This is a genomic window from Alcanivorax sp. DSM 26293, from assembly GCF_900107995.1.
Classification (GTDB): domain Bacteria; phylum Pseudomonadota; class Gammaproteobacteria; order Pseudomonadales; family Alcanivoracaceae; genus Alcanivorax.
In genome coordinates this window covers 302619-320623 of record NZ_FNUM01000001.1, presented here as the reverse complement: position 1 = coordinate 320623, position 18005 = coordinate 302619, and the positions used below count along the sequence as shown (strand labels likewise).

The window sequence follows — 18005 nt, the reverse complement described above, 5'->3', positions numbered from 1 at the left end:
TCTGTCCGCGTATTGCAGGACGGCTGTGCTATGTTTGGCCTGATCATCAATTTGCATTGGACGCGTATTATGTCAACGAGGGGATTGCCGTTTTTTCGGTTACTGATGCTGTGCCTGGCATTGTCACTGGGCGCCTGTGATACCGGAGAGAAGGGGGGCAGTGGCTCTCCCTCCGACCAGAATAAAGCCGATACGCAAACTGCGCAGCCGGCACAGGCACAGCTGGACGAACGCTGGCAGGCGCACCTGGCCTCTTCTCACTCCGGGGTAATCAGTGCCCGGGCGCCATTGGTGGTGCGTTTTAATCATCCGGTAGCGTCTGCCGGGAAGCTTGATCAATCGGTTTCCGGTGTCGCCCGGCTGGTGCCGGAAATACCGGCGGACATTCGCTTTACTGCCGAAGACCGGCTGGAAATCCACCCCTCGGAACCACTGCCCGCCGGTGAAAACCTGACCCTGATGCTCTATGCCCAGGGCCTGAACGGTGTGGATGAAACGCTACCCCCGGCGGAATTCCCCCTGCAGGTCATGCGCCAGCAACTGAGCCTGACCGTGCAATCCCTGCTGCCGGCGGATGATGGCGAGCAGATGGTGCTCACCGGCAGCCTGGAAACCCGGGATCTGGCAGATCAGGACAAGGTGGAAAAAAGCCTGCGTGCCAGCCAGGACAAGCAAAACCTGCCGGTACGCTGGGAGCACGACAAGGCCGGCCTGGGCCATGCTTTCACCGTATCCGGTATCCGTCGGGGTGACCAGGCCAGCCAGGTGACCCTGAGCTGGGATGGCAGCCCTCTTGGCGTGGAAAACCAGGGCGAGCGCCACTACAACGTCCCTGCGGTGGCTGCGTTTGCAGTCACCAATGTGCGGGCAGTGAACTACCCGAAACCCCATGTGGAAGTGAATTTTTCCGAGGCCCTGCAAGGCTCCCAGAACCTCAGCGGCCTGGTCACCCTGAATGGCAAGACGCCACGCCTGGAAGTGGACGGCAGTCGCTTGCGGGTCTATCCCCAGGATGACAAGGAAGAGAATGTGGCACTGGTGATCGACGCCGGTCTGCGCTCCGCCAGTCATGGCCGGCTGGCGGAAAAGCTGGAAAAAACCGTCACCCTGATGATGACCAAGCCCGGTGTGCGCTTTGTCGGCAAGGGCACCATCCTGCCGGATGGCAAGCAGCTCAGCGTCCCTTTTGAGGCCGTCGGTATTCGCTCAGTGAAGGTGCAGGCCTTCCGGGTGTTTGACGACAATATTGGCAATTATCTGCAGGGCAGTGAGCTGGATGAGGGTGACATGGATACCCGCACTGGCCGCTATCTGTGGCAGAAAACCCTTGAGCTTCCCGCGAACGGCGACGGCTGGCAGCGCTATCATCTGGACCTGACCGAGCTGATGGCCAAACACCCCAATGGTCTGGTCCATCTCACCCTGACCATTGATGGGGACGACATCACTTATACCTGCCCGGACAATGCCTTGACCCGTGAGACAACCCTGCCGGACAACTACGAAGGCCCGGGGCAGGAGGCGCAACAACCGGACCGGTTGGCGGATTATTACCGTGATGCGGGCTACCTGAGCTGGTACGAACAGGACAACCCCTGCTCAGACAGCTACTACCGCTATAACGATCTGGCCAGCACCACCCGTGCCTTTCTTGCCTCCAATCTGGGCTTGATCGCCAAGCGTGGCCAGGACGATACCCTGCACGTGGTGGCCACCACCCTGGACAACAATGAGCCCGCCGCCGAGGTGGTGGTGAAGGCCTACAATTACCAGCAGCAACAGGTGGGCATGGGCCTTACCGATAAAGAGGGCATGGCCAGCCTCAAGCTGGATGGCACGCCTTTCTATCTGCAGGCGGTAAAAGATCGCGACACCGGTTTCCTGAAAGTGGCCCGCAACCGGGCTTTGCCCACCAACCAGTTCAACACCAGCGGCCAGACCGTGCGCGATGGTCTGAAAGGGTTTTTCTACGGGGAACGGGATGTGTGGCGCCCGGGCGATGACATCCACCTGACCTTTATTCTCGAAGATAAAAACGATGTGCTGCCCGACGACCACCCGCTCACTCTGGACTGGTTCGATCCCCGTGGAAACAAGGTGAAAAGCTACAGCCTGGATCAGCCGGTGGGGGACTTTTATGCCTTTACCCTGAGCACCCGCGAAGACGCACCCACTGGCAACTGGCGCGCCGTGGCCCGGCTGGGGCAGCGCTATTTCGATACCCCGGTGCGGGTAGAAGCCATCAAGCCCAACCGGCTGAAGATTGACCTGGAACTGCCCGAGCAGCTTCCTGCCAATGAAGCGGCGCAGGTGGGCCTGTTTGCCCAGTGGCTCAATGGCGCCACCGCCGCCAACCTGAAAGCGGATGTGAAAGTGCGGGTGGCTGCGACCACGACCCGCTTTGATGGCCTCAATGCCTATCATTTCGATGACAGCACCCGCGCCCTCAGTAGCGAGCCCTTTACCGCCTTCGAAGCCAATGTAGACGGGCAGGGCAAGGCCCGCTTCCCGCTCACCATCCCGGTGGAACAGACCCCGGGCATGCTGCGCGCTACCCTGACCACCCGGGTGTTCGAAAACAGCGGTGATTACAGTACCCAGGTTCGCAGTGTGCCGGTCTACCCTTTCAAACATTGGGTCGGCATGCAGGTGCCGCAGGGCAATGGTTGGGGCGGTGCGTTGTCCCGTGATGGCAAGCACCCGATCGACCTGATCAGCGTGAACAGCCAGGGCAAGCCGGTGAACGGCCGGCCGCTGGATATCACTATCTACCAAATTGACTGGCGCTGGTGGTGGGACCGCTCCGGCGACGACCTGAGCAATTTCATCAGCGACCCCAATACCAAGGTGGTTACCCAGGCACAGCTGACCACGGATGCACAAGGCCGGGGCCAATGGACGCTGGATGGCAACAACTATGACTGGGGTCGCCACCTGATTCGCGTCTGTGACCGGCAAAGTGATCACTGCACCTCGCAGACCGTGTATCTGGGCTGGAGCAGCGACCAGGCCAGTGGCAGTCAGGATGCGGCTACCCGTTTGTCCCTCTCTGCGGACAAGGAAGGTTACCAGGTGGGAGAGACCGCCCGTGTAGAACTGCCTGCGGTCAGCGAAGGCCGCCTGTTGGTGAGCCTGGAAAACGGTTCCCGGGTGCTGGATCACTACTGGCTGCCGGCCAGTGGCCAGGCTCAGACTTTGGAGATTCCGGTGACTGCCGAGATGGCGCCCAACGTGTATGTGCATGTAGCTTTGCTGCAACCGCACCAGCGCGACAACGACCGGCCCATCCGTCTGTACGGTATCGTGCCGTTACTGGTGGAAGACCCGGCCACCCGATTGCAGCCACAGATAAACGCCCCGGAAACAGTGAAACCGGAAGAAAGCTTCACCGTGGAGGTCAGCGAAAAGCAGGGCAAGGCCATGACCTATACCCTGGCGCTGGTGGACGAGGGCCTGCTTGGCCTCACCAACTACCGCACCCCGGACCCCCACGGCGCCTTCTATCGTCGCGAGGCCCTGGGTGTGCTCACCTGGGATCTGTTCGACATGGTGGTCGGTGCCTACGGCGCCGAGCTGGACCGGCTGTTGGCCCTGGGCGGCTCCGATGGCGCCGATGACGGCCGTGAAAAACAGCGCCGGCGTTTCCCTCCGGTGGTGAAATTCCTCGGCCCCTTCACCCTGGATGCGGGTGATAGCGCCAGTCACGAGATCAGCCTGCCGCCCTATATGGGGCAGGTCAGGGCCATGGTGGTGGCCGGTGACAATGGCGCCTACGGCAAGGCGGATCAGGACATCACCGTGACCCAGCCACTGGCAGTGCTCAGTACCTTGCCGAGGGTCATGGGCCCGGGAGAAACCGTGGATTTGCCGGTAACGGTGTTCGTCACCGACGACGCGGTGAAGCAGGTCGCGCTGTCCGTGCAGGCAGATGATGACCTGTTCAGCGTGGAAACCGGTGAGGCGGCGATGACCTTTACCGGACCGTCGGACCAGATCGCCATGCTGCGCCTGCGCGCCAACGACCGGGTAGGCACCGGCTCGGTCACGGTGACGGCCACGGGGGGCAAGCATCGCGCCAGCGAAACCGTGCACCTGCCGGTACGGGCAGCCAATCCGCCCACCACCCGCGATACCTTCAAGGTGCTGGAGAAAGGGGAAACCTGGGCGCTGGATTATCAGCCCCATGGCATGACCGGTACCAACAGCGCGACATTGGCAGTGAGTGCCCTGCCGGCCATGGGGCTGGAGCGACGGTTGAATTATCTGCTGCGCTACCCCCACGGCTGCGTTGAGCAAACCACGTCGTCGGTGTTGCCGCAGTTGTACTTGAAACAGCTGGTGCAACTGGATGCGCAGCAGCAACAGGAGATCCAAACGAACATTACCGCCGGCATCGAACGGCTCAAGCGCTTCCAGCTGGCCAACGGCGGCTTTGGCTACTGGCCCGGTCAGGCCCAGGCCAATGACTGGGGGTCTACCTATGCCGGGCACTTCCTGCTGGAAGCCAGAAGGCTGGGGTATGCGGTGCCCGCCGGCATGATGGATGACTGGGTCGAATACCAAACCCGTCGTAGTCAGACCCTGGGGGATCGTCCCTGGGAATGGAGCGCCGAGGCCTATCGCCAGTACACCCTGGCTCTGGCCGGCAAGCCCCAGGTGGGTGCCATGAACCGCCTGCGTGAGCGCCTGCAGATGGCGAAGCAGGACTATCCCCGCAGTGCCAGTTACCACAGCGGTCGCTGGTTGCTGGCGGCGGCCTATCAGCAGATGGGGCTCAGTGATGTGGCCGCTGAACTCACCACATTGAATGTGGATGATCTGGACTATGACGGTGCCAGTTACACCTACGGCTCCTCCCTGCGTGATCAGGCCATTCGCCTGACGGTGGCTCAGGCTCTGAATCGGGAGCAGGAGGCCTGGTCGCTGGCCCAGGACATTGCCGATCAATTGTCCGGGCAGAGCTGGTACAGCACCCAGACCACCGCCTGGTCACTGATGGCCATGGCCCGTTATGCGGGCAGTCAGGGGGGCGATCATGGTTACCGCTTTGCCTGGCAGGAAGGCAAACAGGGCTGGCAGGATATTGCCGCCACCTCGCCGGTCACCCGCCAGCCGCTCAACGCCGGCGGCCGGGAAGGGGATGACAAACAGTCGCTCAGTGTACGCAATGACAGCGATCGCAAGCTGTTCGTTACCCTCAGCCAGACCGGTACTCCGCTACCGGGCAACGAGGCGCCGGTGAGCGAAGGCTTGAGTCTGGCCGTACGGTTCCTGGTTAATAACAGGCCGATCAATCCGGCCAGCCTGACGCAAGGGCAGGATTTCACGGCGCAGGTGACGGTGACCAACACCGGCTCCCGCTTGCTGGAGGATGTGGCGCTGACCCAGATCCTGCCGTCCGGCTGGCAGCTGACCAGCAGCCGTCTGGATGGCAGTGCGGGCAATAACGAGAAGGTGACGTACCAGGATCTGCGCGACGACCGGGTCATGCATTACTTCGACCTGAAGCCCGGCAGCAACAATGCCCTGACCCTGAGCGTGGACCTGAACGCCTCTTTCGCCGGCCGTTTCTACCTGCCGGCCTGGACCGTGGAAGCCATGTACGACGGCCGCCGTCAGGCCCGCAGCAAAGGCCAGTGGGTGGAAGTGAAACGGGAATAAACAGGGCGACATAGTGAATCAAAAAGCCCCGGACATTCCGGGGCTTTTTTGTGGATGCCGTAGGGGGTTGTGTCAGGCGGCTTCGTTTTTCTGGTAACCGTCCGCATCGCCGATCAGGCTATCCATTTCTGCCAGAAATTCCCGGTTGTCGTGGTCCCAGGGGTGGAAGCCCGGCTTGAACCAGTCCAGCCAGGGAATCACCACCCGGCGCAGGCCGCCCGGTTTCAGCCACTGGAACTTGAACGAGAGCCACCAGCCTTTCAGATTGAACAACTGGCCCACCTTCCAGGTGTTGATCAGGTAGAAGGGATAGAACAGCGAGAAGAAAATGGTGGTGGCCAGGACCAGGCCCACACTGCGCAGGGCCCACGCCTTGATGCCGGTACCGAATACGGTCTGGTACACATCAAAGGCGACCGCCTTGTGCTCGGTTTCTTCCAGGGCGTGCCAGTGCCACAGACGCTGGTAGGACTCATCCGAATCGTCAATCAGGTCCGGCTCACGCAGCAGGATATCGGCGAGAATGGCGGTCAGGTGTTCCAGTGCCACGGTGGCGGAGAGTTGCAGAGCATTGGGTGTGTATTTGGAAATCACATCCAGCAGTTTGGAAACAATGGCTTCCTGGGTATCCACCGGCAGCCCGGCTTCCACCATCTTCTTGTTGTAGTCCTCATGCTCGCGCCCGTGCATGGCCTCCTGACCAATAAAGGCTCGCACGGCTTCCTGCAGTTCCGGGTCGTCAATGCGGTCGCGATACTTGCGCACGCTATTGATGAAGAAGCGCTCGCCTTCCGGGAAAAACAGCGAAAGCGTGTTGAAGAACTGGGTGACCGTGGGGCCCCAACTGTGCCAATTGAGTACCTTCTCATCCGGAACATGAAATTTGAGATTCCGGCGAATTGGCATGATATGCATTTTCATTGTTATACCACCTTTTCTCCAATGATCCTGTCATCCACTTAACGCCTGTTGGCCGAAAATTACAATTCCACTGTGACAGTCGATCACGGAATTGAAACAATGGGTTTTAGTTAGCTGATAGAGGTCGGCAATGACGGGAAAGTGGCGTCTATTGTTAAGCGCTGTTGTGTGCCTGGTGGCGATTGGTAGTGCCTTCCACTTTCTGGTGATGGAGCGCCATTGGGTACCGGACAGTGGTATCCGCGTGGTGGAGCAGGGTAATGACGAGGGCGGCCGCGACTGGGTGATTCGTCTCTACCAGAGTGACCGCCGTCACCATTGGCAAGTCAGCGGCAAGGGCTATGCCGTGGCAATTGACCGCCTGGGCAAGGACAGCTTCTCTCTCGATATCGCCTACGGCAGCAGTGGTGACGGGCGCCACAGAATTCGCCAGCAGGTGCGCTTGCACGAAGGCCCCACCCTGGTGGCGGCCTTCGCTGCAGGCCCGAGCGGGGCCGGTGACACCCGGGTTATTGTTGATCGGGTGAAGTAGGCGTTGCGGCATCGTCCGGAGTGCGGTTGTGCAGCATCACGGCTACCAATACGGCGGTCATCGCCAGAATCCCTGCACCAATGGCGGAGTTGGTATGCAGTGCCAGGCTGAAGCCCTCCCGGGCGGCGGCCATCACCGGCGCGCCCAGTTCCGGGCCTAGCTGCGCGGCGGCACCGATGGCCCCGCCCAGGGTATCCCCGGCAGCCAGTAACAGTTCCTCAGGCAATCCCGCAGGGAGCTGCTCCAGCATATGTTGCCGGTACACGGCCGCGCCAATACTGCCGATCACGGCGATACCCAGCGCCATACCCAGTTCCGTGGCGGTTTCCGAGGTGGCCGACGCCGCACCGGCTTTGCGTGCCGGTGCGGCGCTGACCACCATGTCGGTGCCCAGGATCATCATCGGCATCACGCCCACGCCCATCACGGTCATTCCCACGATCAGCAAGGGAATCTGGGCGGGACTGTGCACCAGCAGCAGAATCAGCAAGCCGGCGGTTGCCGTCACCAGCCCGGCGCTGACCAGCTGCCAGTGGGGCAGATAACGGGTCAGTCGGGGGATCAGTAAGGACGCTGCGGTCTGCACCAGGGCCGGCGGCAGCATCACCAGTCCGGCCTCCAGTGGCGACAGGTCAAGGACTCCCTGCAGGTACTGGAATACCATCAGCCAGGCGCCGGACAAGGCCAGGATGGTGAGCATCATGGCCGCCACCGAGGTGCTGAAGGTGCGGATGGCAAACAGCGACAGATCAAACATGGGCTCGGCCAGCCGCCGCTGACGACGGACAAAAAGCACGCCGATCGCGAGGCCCAGCGCAATGGACAGCAGCGGTATCAGTGATACTCCGTTGCGGGCCATGTCTTTCAGACCGTAGATCACCGCCAGTACCATGGCCACCGACAGCAGGGCGCTGGTCCAGTCCTGGGCGCCGGCTTCCTCATCACGAAACTCCGGCAATAGCAGCGGTCCGCACACCAGCAGCAACAGCATCACCGGTACCCCCAGCAGGAACACCGAGCCCCACCAGAAGAACTCCAGCAGCGCACCACCCACCAGCGGGCCAATGGCGCTACCGACGATGAAACCGGTCATCCACACGGTAATTGCCACGGTGCGTTCCTGCTCCAGCTGAAACATGTTTCGCAGCAGCGACAGAGTCGAAGGCATCAGGGTGGCCCCGGCAATGCCGAGTAGCGCGCGGGTGGCAATCAGCATTTCCGCACTGGTGGCAAAGGCCGCCAGGGCTGACGCAACGCCAAAAGCGGTGGCGCCGGTCAGCAGCAGCCGACGACGACCAATGCGATCACCCAGTGTGCCCATGGTTACCAGAAAGCCGGCGATCATGAAGCCATAGATATCCAGGATCCACAGCAGCTCGGCGCTGGTGGGTTTCAGGTCGGCACTGAGGTGGGGGGCCGCCAGATGCAGCACGGTCATATCCAGTGCCAGTAATACGGTGGGTAGCATCAGCACCGTCAGTCCCAGCCACTCGCGACGGGTGGCGGCTTGGGGGGTGGGCATGGTGTCTTCCTCGCAACAGGGCGTATCAGGTTGTCGTTTCCGGTGCCTGCTTTTCGACAGGGGAGCGGTTAAAGAACCCTAAAGTCTCAACCTGACTTGAGGTCAAGCTGGCTGCGCAAAAAAACAGCCGACCAGTATCCTTCCTGGTTTTCGCAAAAGCCAGTGGCGGTTCCATGACAGTGTGATGCCTGCCCGGGAATAGCGGTGAGGATGACAGAACCTTGAATCTGAATGACCACCGATGCAGATCGCGTAGGGTGCACTGAGCCTAAGGCGAACTGCACCATCAAACGCCGGATCGGTGCAGTTCGCCCTAGGCTCAGTGCATCCTGTGTACTTGATATCGCATATGTCTGCAGACCCATCGCAGTATTTCTTCACTCTATCCGCGAAAAACCCAAGAAAAAGGGCGCCATAAAGGCGCCCCCAGAGAACAGCTCTCCCGCTGTGTTCTCGTATGCCGGATTCAGAGACCGCGGTTTTTCAGGCGGTTGGCATGTTGACGGAATACCGCGGTGGGATTGGTTTCGAAAGGGCTGACCAGACCGGCAATCTGATTCACCTCATCCAGATGGTTCATGCGATAGTCATCCCGGATCACCAGCCCCAGATGGCTGGAGCAGCTGGAAACCAGACCGTCGTTCTTCTCGCCAAGGTAAAGCAGAGCAAGCAGACCCATACCGGCATCGCTGATGTCCAGCACATTGGTCAGCGGCTTGGCGCCAGACCAGGAGTAGTAGCGTACGCCATTGTCAGCCACTTCCGGTGCATGGCCGCAGGCATCTTCCGGTAATCCCTCCGGGTAATGGCTGTTGAATTCCGTGCTGCCGGGTGTGGACAGGGAATAGAGAGCGGCCAGGGAATCCTGGTCGTAGCCCCCGCCGGAAATCAGATCCAGAAAACCGGTTGCTGCATTGACGATATTGCCAATCACATTCCCGGTCAGTGGCAGCGCTTCCTGCAAGCCGAGTAATACATCGGCCATGCGGGCCCCGGTGTGGGGGCCGGCAACGGCGGTGGCGGATGCCACATAGTCCGGATATACCGATGCCACATAACGCACCGTCGGGCCGCCATGGCTGTGACCGATCAGATTCACCTTGTCTGCGCCCGTGGCAGCCAGAATGGCTTCCACCTGACGGGCCAGCTGTTCGCCGCGCACTTCCGTACTGTTGGCGGCAGCGACCTGGGTGACATAGACCTTGGCGCCACTGCGGCGCAGTTCTTCGGGAATCCGGTACCAGTAGTTGTAGCCGGCGATGTCATCAAAGCCGAACAGCCCGTGGCTGAGCACGATGGGGTAACGGGTTTCGGTATAGGTGTCCTTGAACAGCCAATCGAACCAGCCGGCATGGGCAGGCAGACTGAGGGAGGACAACAGCAGACATAGAGGTAGGGTAAGTGCGCCCAGGGGCGCTCTTGAGGATCTCATCATTGGCATCACCTTGTTGTTTATTATTATCGGCGGTACTGCCAAGTCTTCGCCGAGCGCTCCCTGATCAGGAGTGAGACCACCATAAAGGAATCTCAATCATTAATTAACACCAATGTTAATACCTATTTGTTATAAAGGTGCAAAAATAATGGTTTAATTGTGCATAGGTCAGCAACAAGGTCCTGATTCCAGGCGTTTTAGCCACGGTCATGGCCGATGTCTGGCTAACCGGGCAAGCTGTAGTAAAGTAACACCGATATTAAGGGTGAGTTGTATGGAGCCTGCTTCAGGGCAGAAGAAACGGCGGGGAAGGCCTGCCGGAAAAACCGCGGATACCCGTGAGCGCATCGTTGATGCGGCCCGCGAAGTCTACGGTGAGCACGGCACCTACGGGACAACGGTGGCATTGATACTCAAGCAGGCGCAGGTGTCACGGCCCACCTTTTATAAATACTTTTCTTCCGCCGTGGATGTGATTGATGAGGTTGTTCGCCAATGCAACCAGGAAGTGGAGCAGTTATTTGTCAGGATTTTCGAGCAACCCCAGAAAGAGTTTTATGACTACCTGCCCATGGCCCTGAGCGGGTATCTGAACTGGGGCCGCTCACAGGGATTGCTCATGGAAGCGCGATTTCGGGAATTGCATGATCGTTCCTCCCCGGTTTCGCGATATCGTGACGAGCACAATCGACGCATTGCTTCCACCCTGCACAGCAGCATGGTCAGGCACGGCCGAACCCCGCCGGATGATCTGGCGTTAACCTCCCTGGTGCAGGGCATCGAACACCTCGGGTATCAATTTTGTATGCAGGCTGAGCATACCGAGATGCCCCGTTACATTGAGGTCATGGGGCGATTATGTATTGCCATGCTGGGTAACAGACACGACTGGCAAGAGATGATGGCATCACCTTTCTTCAGTCGCCTGCTGGGTCTGGTAGAGAATGAATCAGAGACAGGCTCCTAAAAACAACAATAAAGGAAGTGACCATGGAAAAACGCTACCTCTTTGGCGCACTGCTGCTGTTCTTGATGGCCGTATTATTGATCTGGGGTTTGCCGGGAGACCCCGAGAGCCACCGCACAGCGAAGCCGGCACGGGATACCGCCAGTACCTCCCTTTCTGATCCTGAAATCGCCGGCCTGACTGACACGGAAGGCTATGATCATTTCCGTCAGCGGGCGCAGAGCGTGGGGCCGACACCGGCGTCGCTCCAGGGGACCCGTGTTGATGGCCAACTGTTGGTTAACGCCAATGGAGACCTGGTTATCAATCCTGCTGTCCGTCAGGTGTTTGACTATTTCCTGACGGCTGTGGGTGAAGAGCCCCTGGAAGATATTCAGGCACGTCTTGCCGGGTATTTGTCAGAACAACTTCCTCCCCAGGCCGCACGCCAGGCCTGGACGATTTACCAGCAGTACATGGCCTTGCGGGAAGCCATGGAGCAATTGCCGGAGCACGATGGCAGTGTCGCAGCCATGCGTCAGGCCATCACGCAGCGACACGATATGCAGCAGGCGTATCTGGGACCGGAAGTGGCCGACGCTTTTTACGGGCTGGATATGACCTATGATCGCTACATGATTGAACAGCAGGCTGTGCGTGAGAATGACAATTTGACGGCGGTGGAACGGGACCAGCAACTGGCTGCCCTTGAACAGAATCTGCCCGCGGGCCTGCAACAGATGCTGAATGAAACCCGCGCTCCGATAAGGCTGCAACAGCGCACCCGGGAAATGCGCGAGCAGGGCGCCAGCGAAGCGGAGATTCGTGCATTACGGGAGCAGACTTTCGGGCCCCAGGCGGCAGAACGTTTCGAAGCCCTGGAGCAACAGCGTCAGGATTGGGAGCAGCGTTACCAGGCATATCGACAGGAGCGCCTGCAGCTGATCAACAGTGGATTGTCACACATGGACCAACAGGTGGCGCTGGCCCGGTTGCAGCAACGACTTTTCCAAGAGAAAGAACTCGCCCGGGTACAGGCTCTGGACCGGATCAACAGCGAAGACCGCTAATCCGGGGACGGTTCGGGGCTGACCTAAAGACGAGCCCGGTGGGCTCGTCTTTAGAGGCCTGGTCAGAAATGGTAACGCAAACCCGCGCCGATCATATCGACGCCGATATCATTATCGAAATGCACGAACTCGCCATACAGGTACAGTTTGTCGAGCAGGTCAACGGTGGCGCCAACCCCGCCAAAAGCGTCTGTGGATGAGTCGTCATCGTCTCCGCCCGCATTGCGGATATCGAAATCAGTGTCTGCCACCCCGGCCTTGCCATACAGACCGACCGGGCCCAGCTCAAGACTCAACAACCCAGCCAAGGTAAAGGCGCCGCCTTCGATGCGGGTACCGTTGTCAGCCTCCTGTTCCCCGAAATCGTAGTAGCCGATTTCTGCACCAATCAACTCGATGGGGCGCCAACCAAGAAACAGGGCGCCGGTGGTGTCATCGTCATCGAACTTCACATCGTCGACGTTTTCATCCACTGAGGCGTTATAGAGGCCGCCCCCGATATAAATCCCGCCGGCATTGGCGAGAGGTACCAATGTCAGCAGGGCCAGGCCGGTGAGTGCTTGTCCAAAGCGTTTCATAAGCATCACTCCCTAATCAATGTGACTGACAGTATTACCCAGATCCGATGTGGGGGGTAGCGCCCCTTGTTGCCGGCTTCACAGCCTGGCGGGGTACACTGGTTGAATGAAAACACCTGACACTGACACCCTGACATCGATACAGGGACTGATCTTCGATCTGGATGGCACCCTGGTGGATTCCAGGCTGGACTTTACCGCCATCCGCCACGAACTGGCCTGCCCGGAAGGGGTGGGGGTGCTGGAGTATATTGCATCGCTCCCGGAAGAGGACCGGTCCCCGGCGGAAAAAATCGTTCTCCAGCATGAGCGCCGGGGCGCCGAACGGGCCCAATGGATGCCCGGTGCCCGGGAATGCCTTGAGTATTGCGAGCGGGCCAATCTGCCCACGGCGATCCTGACCCGTAACGCCCGGGAGGTGGCAGATCTGACCCTGACGCGTCTTGGCATCCGGGTGGATATGATGCTGGCCCGTGAGGACTGCGCCCCCAAGCCAGTGCCCGACGGCTTGTTGCAGATTGCGGATGCCTGGGGGCTACCGCCTGCCAACCTGGTCTACGTGGGGGATTTCATTTATGACCTGCAGGCCGCCCGGCGGGCGGAGATGATCAGCTGTTTTTACGACCCTCAGGAAACTGGCAACTACCAGGCCGAGACGGACTGGCATCTTGCCGGCTTTGAACAGCTTACGGCGATGCTTGAGACGATTTCAGGTATTGCCGCGCCGCCCGATTGACTTTGGGAGCCAGTAGCAGCGCAGAGGTCATGGTGGGGATGGCCATCAGGGCATACATGGAGTCCACCAGGCTCACCACCAGTTTCAGCGATGCCACTGAGCCCAGCACCACCAGTACCAGATACCACCAGATGTAATAGTGCTGGTATTTTGCACCGATCAGAAAGCCCAGACATTTGCTGCCGTAATACCAGAAAGTGAAAACGGTACTCAGACTGAGCAGGGAAACCAGTACCGCGAGAATCACGGCGCCACCATGGGGGAACAGGTCCCCGAACGCGTTGGCAGTGAGGGTGACACCGTTACTTTCACCGCTTTGCCAGACGCCGCTGATGAGAATGACCAGAGCGGTGCAGGTACAGACAATCAGCGTATCAATCACCGGCCCTAACATGGCCACCATGCCCTCGCGGACGGGCTCCCTGGTCTGGGCGGCGCCATGGGCCATGGCTTCGGTACCGATACCGGCTTCATTGGAAAAGGCCGCCCGGCGGATGCCGGTAATAATGACGCTGCCCACCACGCCACCGGCCACGGCATTGCCACTGAACGCATCCTGGAAAATCATGGCAAAAGCCGCCGGGATGTCACTGGCATGGCTGATCAGCACCACAGCGGTAAGCAGCAGATAACCGACCACCATGGTCGGCACCAGCAAGCCGGTGACCCGTCCCAGCCGTGGCAGTTTCCCCAGCGCGACCATCATTACCAGCAGTGCCAGCACCAGGCCCAGCGACAGGTCGAAAGTGAAATGGGCATTGTCACTGGCCAGGCCCGCTGGAATCGCCAGGGTGTCGCGCAGCACCTGGACCAGTTGATTGATCTGGAAAATCGGCATGGTACCCAGCAGCCCGGCCACGGCGAAGAAGTACGCCATCGGCAGCCATTTTTTTCCCAGCCCCTCGCGCACCACATACATGGGGCCGCCTTGCCACTGGCCTTCACTGTCCTGGCCACGGAACATCACGGCCAGGGTGCAGGTATAGAACTTGGTGGCAATCCCGACCAGCGCACTGACCCACATCCAGAAGATGGCCCCGGGGCCGCCCATGGCAATGGCAATGGCCACGCCGGAGACATTACCCATGCCCAGCGTGCCGGAGAGGGCGGTGCTGAGAGCCTGGAAATGGGACAGTTGCCCGGGATCATCGCGGTCCGGTTTGCGCCAAAGCAAACGTACGCTCTGTGGCAGGTAGCGGTAGGGCAGCAAGCGGGAATAGAGCAGAAAAAAGAGGCCGCCACCCACCAGCAGGATCACCAGCGGTGGCCCCCAGAGAAAGCCGACCAGCTGGCCCATGACCGTTTCGAGTTGTTTGATCGTATCCATGGTCCGTAACCCTAGCATGGCGTTTATGGCGCGGTCAGGTCTGCAAAGGAGGCCGTCATCTTTCTTTTTCTCCGCAAGCTGACACACTGAAAGAAAAACAACGGGGCATGATGATGGGGTTATGGATTATTCGGCGGGTTGCTGTACTGGCGGTGTTGCTGTTTCTGGCACCCGGCCTCCAGGCGGATCCGGTCTGGGAAGTCAGCAAAGAGGGCAAGCGTATCTGGCTGGGGGCCACTGTGCATTTTCTGCGCCCGGCGGACCTGCCGCCACCAACGGCCATGCAGCAGGCCTACAAGGACGCGGACCAGCTGTATCTGGAATCGAATCTGGCTGAGTCTGCCACCCCGGCCTTTTCTCGGCGACTGACGCAGATGATGATGCAGCCAGATGGCCGCACCCTGAAAAAGGATCTATCCGATCCTGTCTGGGGGCAATTGCAGGACTATGCCGCCCAGGCCAACTTTCCGCTGGCCACTTACCAGAGCTTCAAGCCGGCCATGGTCGCCATGGCCATGACGGTCCATGAGTTGGGGCGTCAGGGCTTTGGCCGGGGTGTTGATGAATACTATTTCACCCGGGCGAGCGAGCAGGGCAAGTCAATGGGTTTTCTGGAATCCAGCGATACCCTGCTGTCATTCATGGCGCAACTGAATGAGGAGAGTGGCGACGCCCTGATCGAGTCTTCCCTGGAAGGTATCGAGCACATGGATGGTATGATGGAACAGGCGGTTAATGCCTGGCGGGAAGGCGATCTGGACGGCCTTTATATTCTGCTGGGTGCGGATGAAATGGAGAGCGAATATCCCGGTATCTACCGGAATCTGATCATCGATCGTAATCGCCAGTGGTATCCGAAAATCCAGCAGGCCATGACGGAAGGCACGCCGAGCCTGGTGCTGGTAGGCGCACTGCATCTAGGCGGGCCGGACAGCCTGCTGGTGATGTTCGAGGATGCGGGCTACAAGGTGGAGCCTTTCAACGCCGGTCCAGAGCAGGGGAGCCAGTAAGCTCGTTCAGAGCCCGGGCGAACCAGGTCCGGGTCTGTCGCCTGTGGGGCTTCTCCGTACAGAGCGATAAATTTCCGGGTCATGTAGTCATCGGGATTTTCCAGCGCCGCCAGGCGCTGGTGTATGAAGGCTTCTGTCAGAGCCAGTCCGCAAACCTCAGTAATGCAACGTCGTCATTCGCCATAGCTGGCAGGAATCGGGAGTGCCATGGGCGTGATTTCCGTTGCTGTGATTGCACCTGTCAATTGTTATGTTATAACATAACTTAAAAGGGAGGCCATCATGTCGGACGTGCTCAGTGAAAAGGCCCTGCTGGCCATGCCCGAGGCGGATTACATGAATGCAACCCAGCAGCCTGCTTAACCCGGCTGGAAGCCAACGAAAGACACTACGCCCATTCACGAACCGGATAATTCCATGACTACCCAGCCAGCTGCCCCCGCGCGCCAGCTACCCGTCACTGTACTGTCGGGCTTTCTCGGCGCCGGGAAAACCACCGTTCTTAACCATATCCTCAATAACCGTGCCGGGCTCCGTGTGGCCGTGATTGTCAATGACATGAGCGAGATCAATATCGACGCGGCGCTGGTCAGTAATGAGGTGTCCCTGAATCGCGCCGAAGAAAAGCTGGTGGAAATGAGCAACGGCTGCATCTGTTGCACGCTTCGCGAAGACCTGTTGCTGGAAGTGACCCGGCTGTCCCGGGAGGGGCGTTTTGATTATCTGGTGATTGAATCCACCGGTATTTCCGAACCGCTACCGGTGGCGGAAACCTTTACCTTCGAAGACGAAAACGGCGACAGCCTGTCTACGGTGGCTCGGCTGGATACCATGGTCACCGTGGTAGATGCGGTGAATTTTCTGCGTGATTACCGCAGTGCCCGCACCCTTCAGGAAGAGGGCGAAAGCCTGGGCGAGGACGACCAGCGCAATGTGGTGGATCTGCTGGTGGAGCAGGTGGAATTCTGCGATGTGCTGCTTATCAGCAAAACCGACCTGGTCAGTGAGGCCGATCTGGAAACCCTCACCGCCACCCTGCGGTTGCTCAATCCGGAGGCTCGCATCATACCCATCAGGCACGGCATGGTGCCGCTGGATGCGGTGCTGGACACCGGCCTGTTCGATTTTGAAAAAGCCCAGCAGGCGCCGGGCTGGCTCAAGGAAATGCGCGGTGAGCACCTGCCGGAAACCGAGGAATACGGTATCAGCAGCTTCAGTTATGAGGCCCGCCGTCCTTTCCATCCGCAGCGGTTCTGGGACTTTCTGCAACAGCCCTGGCCCTACGGAACGCTGTTGCGCTCCAAGGGGTTTTTCTGGTTGGCCAGCCGCCCGCAATTTGCCGGCAACTGGAGCCAGGCCGGTGAGATCGCCCACCACGGCCCTGCCGGCCTGTTCTGGAAAACCGTGCCGGACAAGCACTGGCCCACAGACCCGGACTATCGCGCCATGATCATGGAGAAATGGCAGGAGCCCTTTGGCGACATGCGCCAGGAGCTGGTTTTCATCGGCCACAATCTGCAGCCGGAGGCCACCCGGCAGGCCCTGGATGCCTGCCTGCTCACGGAAGAAGAAATGCTCGCGGGCAAGGAACTCTGGCAGCAACTGGAGGACCCGTTCCCGCAGTGGGAGATGGCAGGATGATCGAGGCAAGGACATTGCCTGCGGCCTATGCGGCCCCGGGTTTGAGCATGCGTGATGATGCCGCCGTTCTGACCGATGTGATGATGGACCCGGTACAGGTGGCCGTCTGGGACCGGCGCAGCCCGATTGACCCGCAGCGGGTAACGCTGGCCTGCAGCAGGAAAATGGCCATAAAAAGCTGGCTGGATGCCAGCGACCTGACCGGTTCCATTGCCCGGTCGTTGCCCGGCGAGGATTTCGCCCCATTGCGTGAGGACCTGGCGTTGCTGGCGGAGATGATGGCCTGTTTGTTCGGTACCACCGGCGTGGGCCTGCGCGTCACGGCCCTTGAGAAACCCATGTGCCCTCGCTTCCATGTGGACCGTATCCCGGTGCGCATGTTGTGCACCTATGGCGGCCCGGGTAGCCAGTGGTTGCCGGCACCTTCTGTGCCGGCCGGGCTGCTGGTGCCGGGCGTGGACCAGGAAGGGCGCTACGCCGCGGACAGCGTGCAGCAATTACAGGCCGGGCAGGTCGCCCTGTTCAAAGGCGACACCTGGCGGGATAATCCGGGCTCGGGTGTGGTCCACCGGTCTCCGCCCGTGTCTCCCGGTCAGCAACGCCTGCTGGTCACACTGGATATATAG

Annotated in this window: 13 protein-coding genes; 8 read left to right on the top strand and 5 right to left on the bottom strand. The window is 59.8% G+C overall.

Annotated elements, in window-relative coordinates; translation table 11 throughout:
* Nucleotides 1-69 precede the first annotated feature (69 nt).
* A complete protein-coding gene (locus C4S63_RS01365) occupies nt 70-5661 on the top strand; it encodes an alpha-2-macroglobulin (RefSeq protein WP_234999905.1) in 5592 nt (1863 codons plus the stop codon).
* A gap of 72 nt (nt 5662-5733) precedes the next feature.
* On the opposite strand, the gene C4S63_RS01360 is transcribed toward C4S63_RS01365, so the two are convergent.
* Nucleotides 5734-6582, bottom strand: a complete 849-nt coding sequence (locus C4S63_RS01360; protein ID WP_103916478.1) for a metal-dependent hydrolase — start codon at nt 6580-6582, stop codon at nt 5734-5736.
* 130 nt (nt 6583-6712) lie between these two features.
* On the opposite strand from C4S63_RS01360, the gene C4S63_RS01355 reads away from it, so the two are divergent.
* Entirely contained in the window at nt 6713-7114 is a 402-nt protein-coding gene (locus C4S63_RS01355; protein ID WP_146063340.1) for a hypothetical protein, read from the top strand.
* On the opposite strand, the gene C4S63_RS01350 is transcribed toward C4S63_RS01355, so the two are convergent.
* Complete coding sequence (locus tag C4S63_RS01350; protein WP_103916476.1) at nt 7092-8636, bottom strand: MFS transporter; 1545 nt, start codon at nt 8634-8636, stop codon at nt 7092-7094. The two genes, C4S63_RS01355 and C4S63_RS01350, sit on opposite strands and share 23 nt — an antisense overlap.
* Before the next feature lie 466 nt (nt 8637-9102).
* Complete coding sequence (locus C4S63_RS01345) at nt 9103-10071, bottom strand: triacylglycerol lipase (RefSeq protein ID WP_348719406.1); 969 nt, start codon at nt 10069-10071, stop codon at nt 9103-9105.
* Between the two features lie 274 nt (nt 10072-10345).
* Here C4S63_RS01345 and C4S63_RS01340 point away from each other — a divergent pair, with 274 nt between their 5' ends.
* Together C4S63_RS01340 and C4S63_RS01335 are read left to right on the top strand one after the other, a co-directional pair.
* Nucleotides 10346-11038: a TetR/AcrR family transcriptional regulator gene (locus C4S63_RS01340; protein ID WP_063509991.1), complete on the top strand. Its 693-nt coding sequence runs from the start codon at nt 10346-10348 to the stop codon at nt 11036-11038.
* Nucleotides 11039-11061: 23 nt separating this feature from the next.
* Nucleotides 11062-12087 carry a lipase secretion chaperone gene (locus C4S63_RS01335; RefSeq protein WP_103916475.1) on the top strand — a complete coding sequence of 342 codons (1026 nt, stop codon included), beginning with the start codon at nt 11062-11064 and terminating at the stop codon, nt 12085-12087.
* 62 nt (nt 12088-12149) lie between these two features.
* Here C4S63_RS01335 and C4S63_RS01330 read toward each other — a convergent pair whose 3' ends face one another.
* Nucleotides 12150-12665, bottom strand: coding sequence for an outer membrane beta-barrel protein (locus C4S63_RS01330; RefSeq protein WP_062816347.1), 516 nt, complete (start codon nt 12663-12665; stop codon nt 12150-12152).
* A 106-nt stretch (nt 12666-12771) separates the two neighbouring features.
* Between C4S63_RS01330 and C4S63_RS01325 the strand changes: the two genes are divergently transcribed.
* Nucleotides 12772-13401 carry an HAD family hydrolase gene (locus C4S63_RS01325; protein ID WP_103916474.1) on the top strand — a complete coding sequence of 210 codons (630 nt, stop codon included), beginning with the start codon at nt 12772-12774 and terminating at the stop codon, nt 13399-13401.
* Here the strand turns inward: C4S63_RS01325 and C4S63_RS01320 are convergent.
* On the bottom strand, nt 13352-14728 hold the full coding sequence (locus C4S63_RS01320) for a sodium:alanine symporter family protein (protein WP_103916473.1): 1377 nt from the start codon (nt 14726-14728) through the stop codon (nt 13352-13354). The genes C4S63_RS01325 and C4S63_RS01320 overlap by 50 nt on opposite strands.
* A gap of 107 nt (nt 14729-14835) precedes the next feature.
* On the opposite strand from C4S63_RS01320, the gene C4S63_RS01315 reads away from it, so the two are divergent.
* From C4S63_RS01315 to C4S63_RS01300, 3 genes are all read left to right on the top strand, one after another.
* Nucleotides 14836-15738, top strand: coding sequence for a TraB/GumN family protein (locus C4S63_RS01315; protein WP_103916472.1), 903 nt, complete (start codon nt 14836-14838; stop codon nt 15736-15738).
* A gap of 417 nt (nt 15739-16155) precedes the next feature.
* A complete protein-coding gene (zigA, locus tag C4S63_RS01305) occupies nt 16156-17379 on the top strand; it encodes a zinc metallochaperone GTPase ZigA (RefSeq protein WP_103916471.1) in 1224 nt (407 codons plus the stop codon).
* Nucleotides 17376-18005 (top strand): DUF1826 domain-containing protein, encoded by a 630-nt coding sequence (locus C4S63_RS01300; protein WP_234999904.1) that lies wholly within the window; start codon nt 17376-17378, stop codon nt 18003-18005. The genes zigA and C4S63_RS01300 overlap by 4 nt, the downstream gene beginning before the upstream one ends.

What these genes read in the sequence shown, in the direction of transcription:
- C4S63_RS01315 (WP_103916472.1), top strand. Translation starts at nt 14,836, where the DNA reads ATGATGATGGGGTTATGGATTATTCGGCGGGTTGCTGTACTGGCGGTG.
- C4S63_RS01345 (WP_348719406.1), bottom strand. Translation starts at nt 10,071, where the DNA reads ATGATGAGATCCTCAAGAGCGCCCCTGGGCGCACTTACCCTACCTCTA.
- C4S63_RS01350 (WP_103916476.1), bottom strand. Translation starts at nt 8,636, where the DNA reads ATGCCCACCCCCCAAGCCGCCACCCGTCGCGAGTGGCTGGGACTGACG.
- C4S63_RS01340 (WP_063509991.1), top strand. Translation starts at nt 10,346, where the DNA reads ATGGAGCCTGCTTCAGGGCAGAAGAAACGGCGGGGAAGGCCTGCCGGA.
- C4S63_RS01360 (WP_103916478.1), bottom strand. Translation starts at nt 6,582, where the DNA reads ATGAAAATGCATATCATGCCAATTCGCCGGAATCTCAAATTTCATGTT.
- C4S63_RS01300 (WP_234999904.1), top strand. Translation starts at nt 17,376, where the DNA reads ATGATCGAGGCAAGGACATTGCCTGCGGCCTATGCGGCCCCGGGTTTG.
- C4S63_RS01325 (WP_103916474.1), top strand. Translation starts at nt 12,772, where the DNA reads ATGAAAACACCTGACACTGACACCCTGACATCGATACAGGGACTGATC.
- C4S63_RS01335 (WP_103916475.1), top strand. Translation starts at nt 11,062, where the DNA reads ATGGAAAAACGCTACCTCTTTGGCGCACTGCTGCTGTTCTTGATGGCC.
- C4S63_RS01365 (WP_234999905.1), top strand. Translation starts at nt 70, where the DNA reads ATGTCAACGAGGGGATTGCCGTTTTTTCGGTTACTGATGCTGTGCCTG.
- zigA (WP_103916471.1), top strand. Translation starts at nt 16,156, where the DNA reads ATGACTACCCAGCCAGCTGCCCCCGCGCGCCAGCTACCCGTCACTGTA.
- C4S63_RS01355 (WP_146063340.1), top strand. Translation starts at nt 6,713, where the DNA reads ATGACGGGAAAGTGGCGTCTATTGTTAAGCGCTGTTGTGTGCCTGGTG.
- C4S63_RS01330 (WP_062816347.1), bottom strand. Translation starts at nt 12,665, where the DNA reads ATGAAACGCTTTGGACAAGCACTCACCGGCCTGGCCCTGCTGACATTG.
- C4S63_RS01320 (WP_103916473.1), bottom strand. Translation starts at nt 14,728, where the DNA reads ATGGATACGATCAAACAACTCGAAACGGTCATGGGCCAGCTGGTCGGC.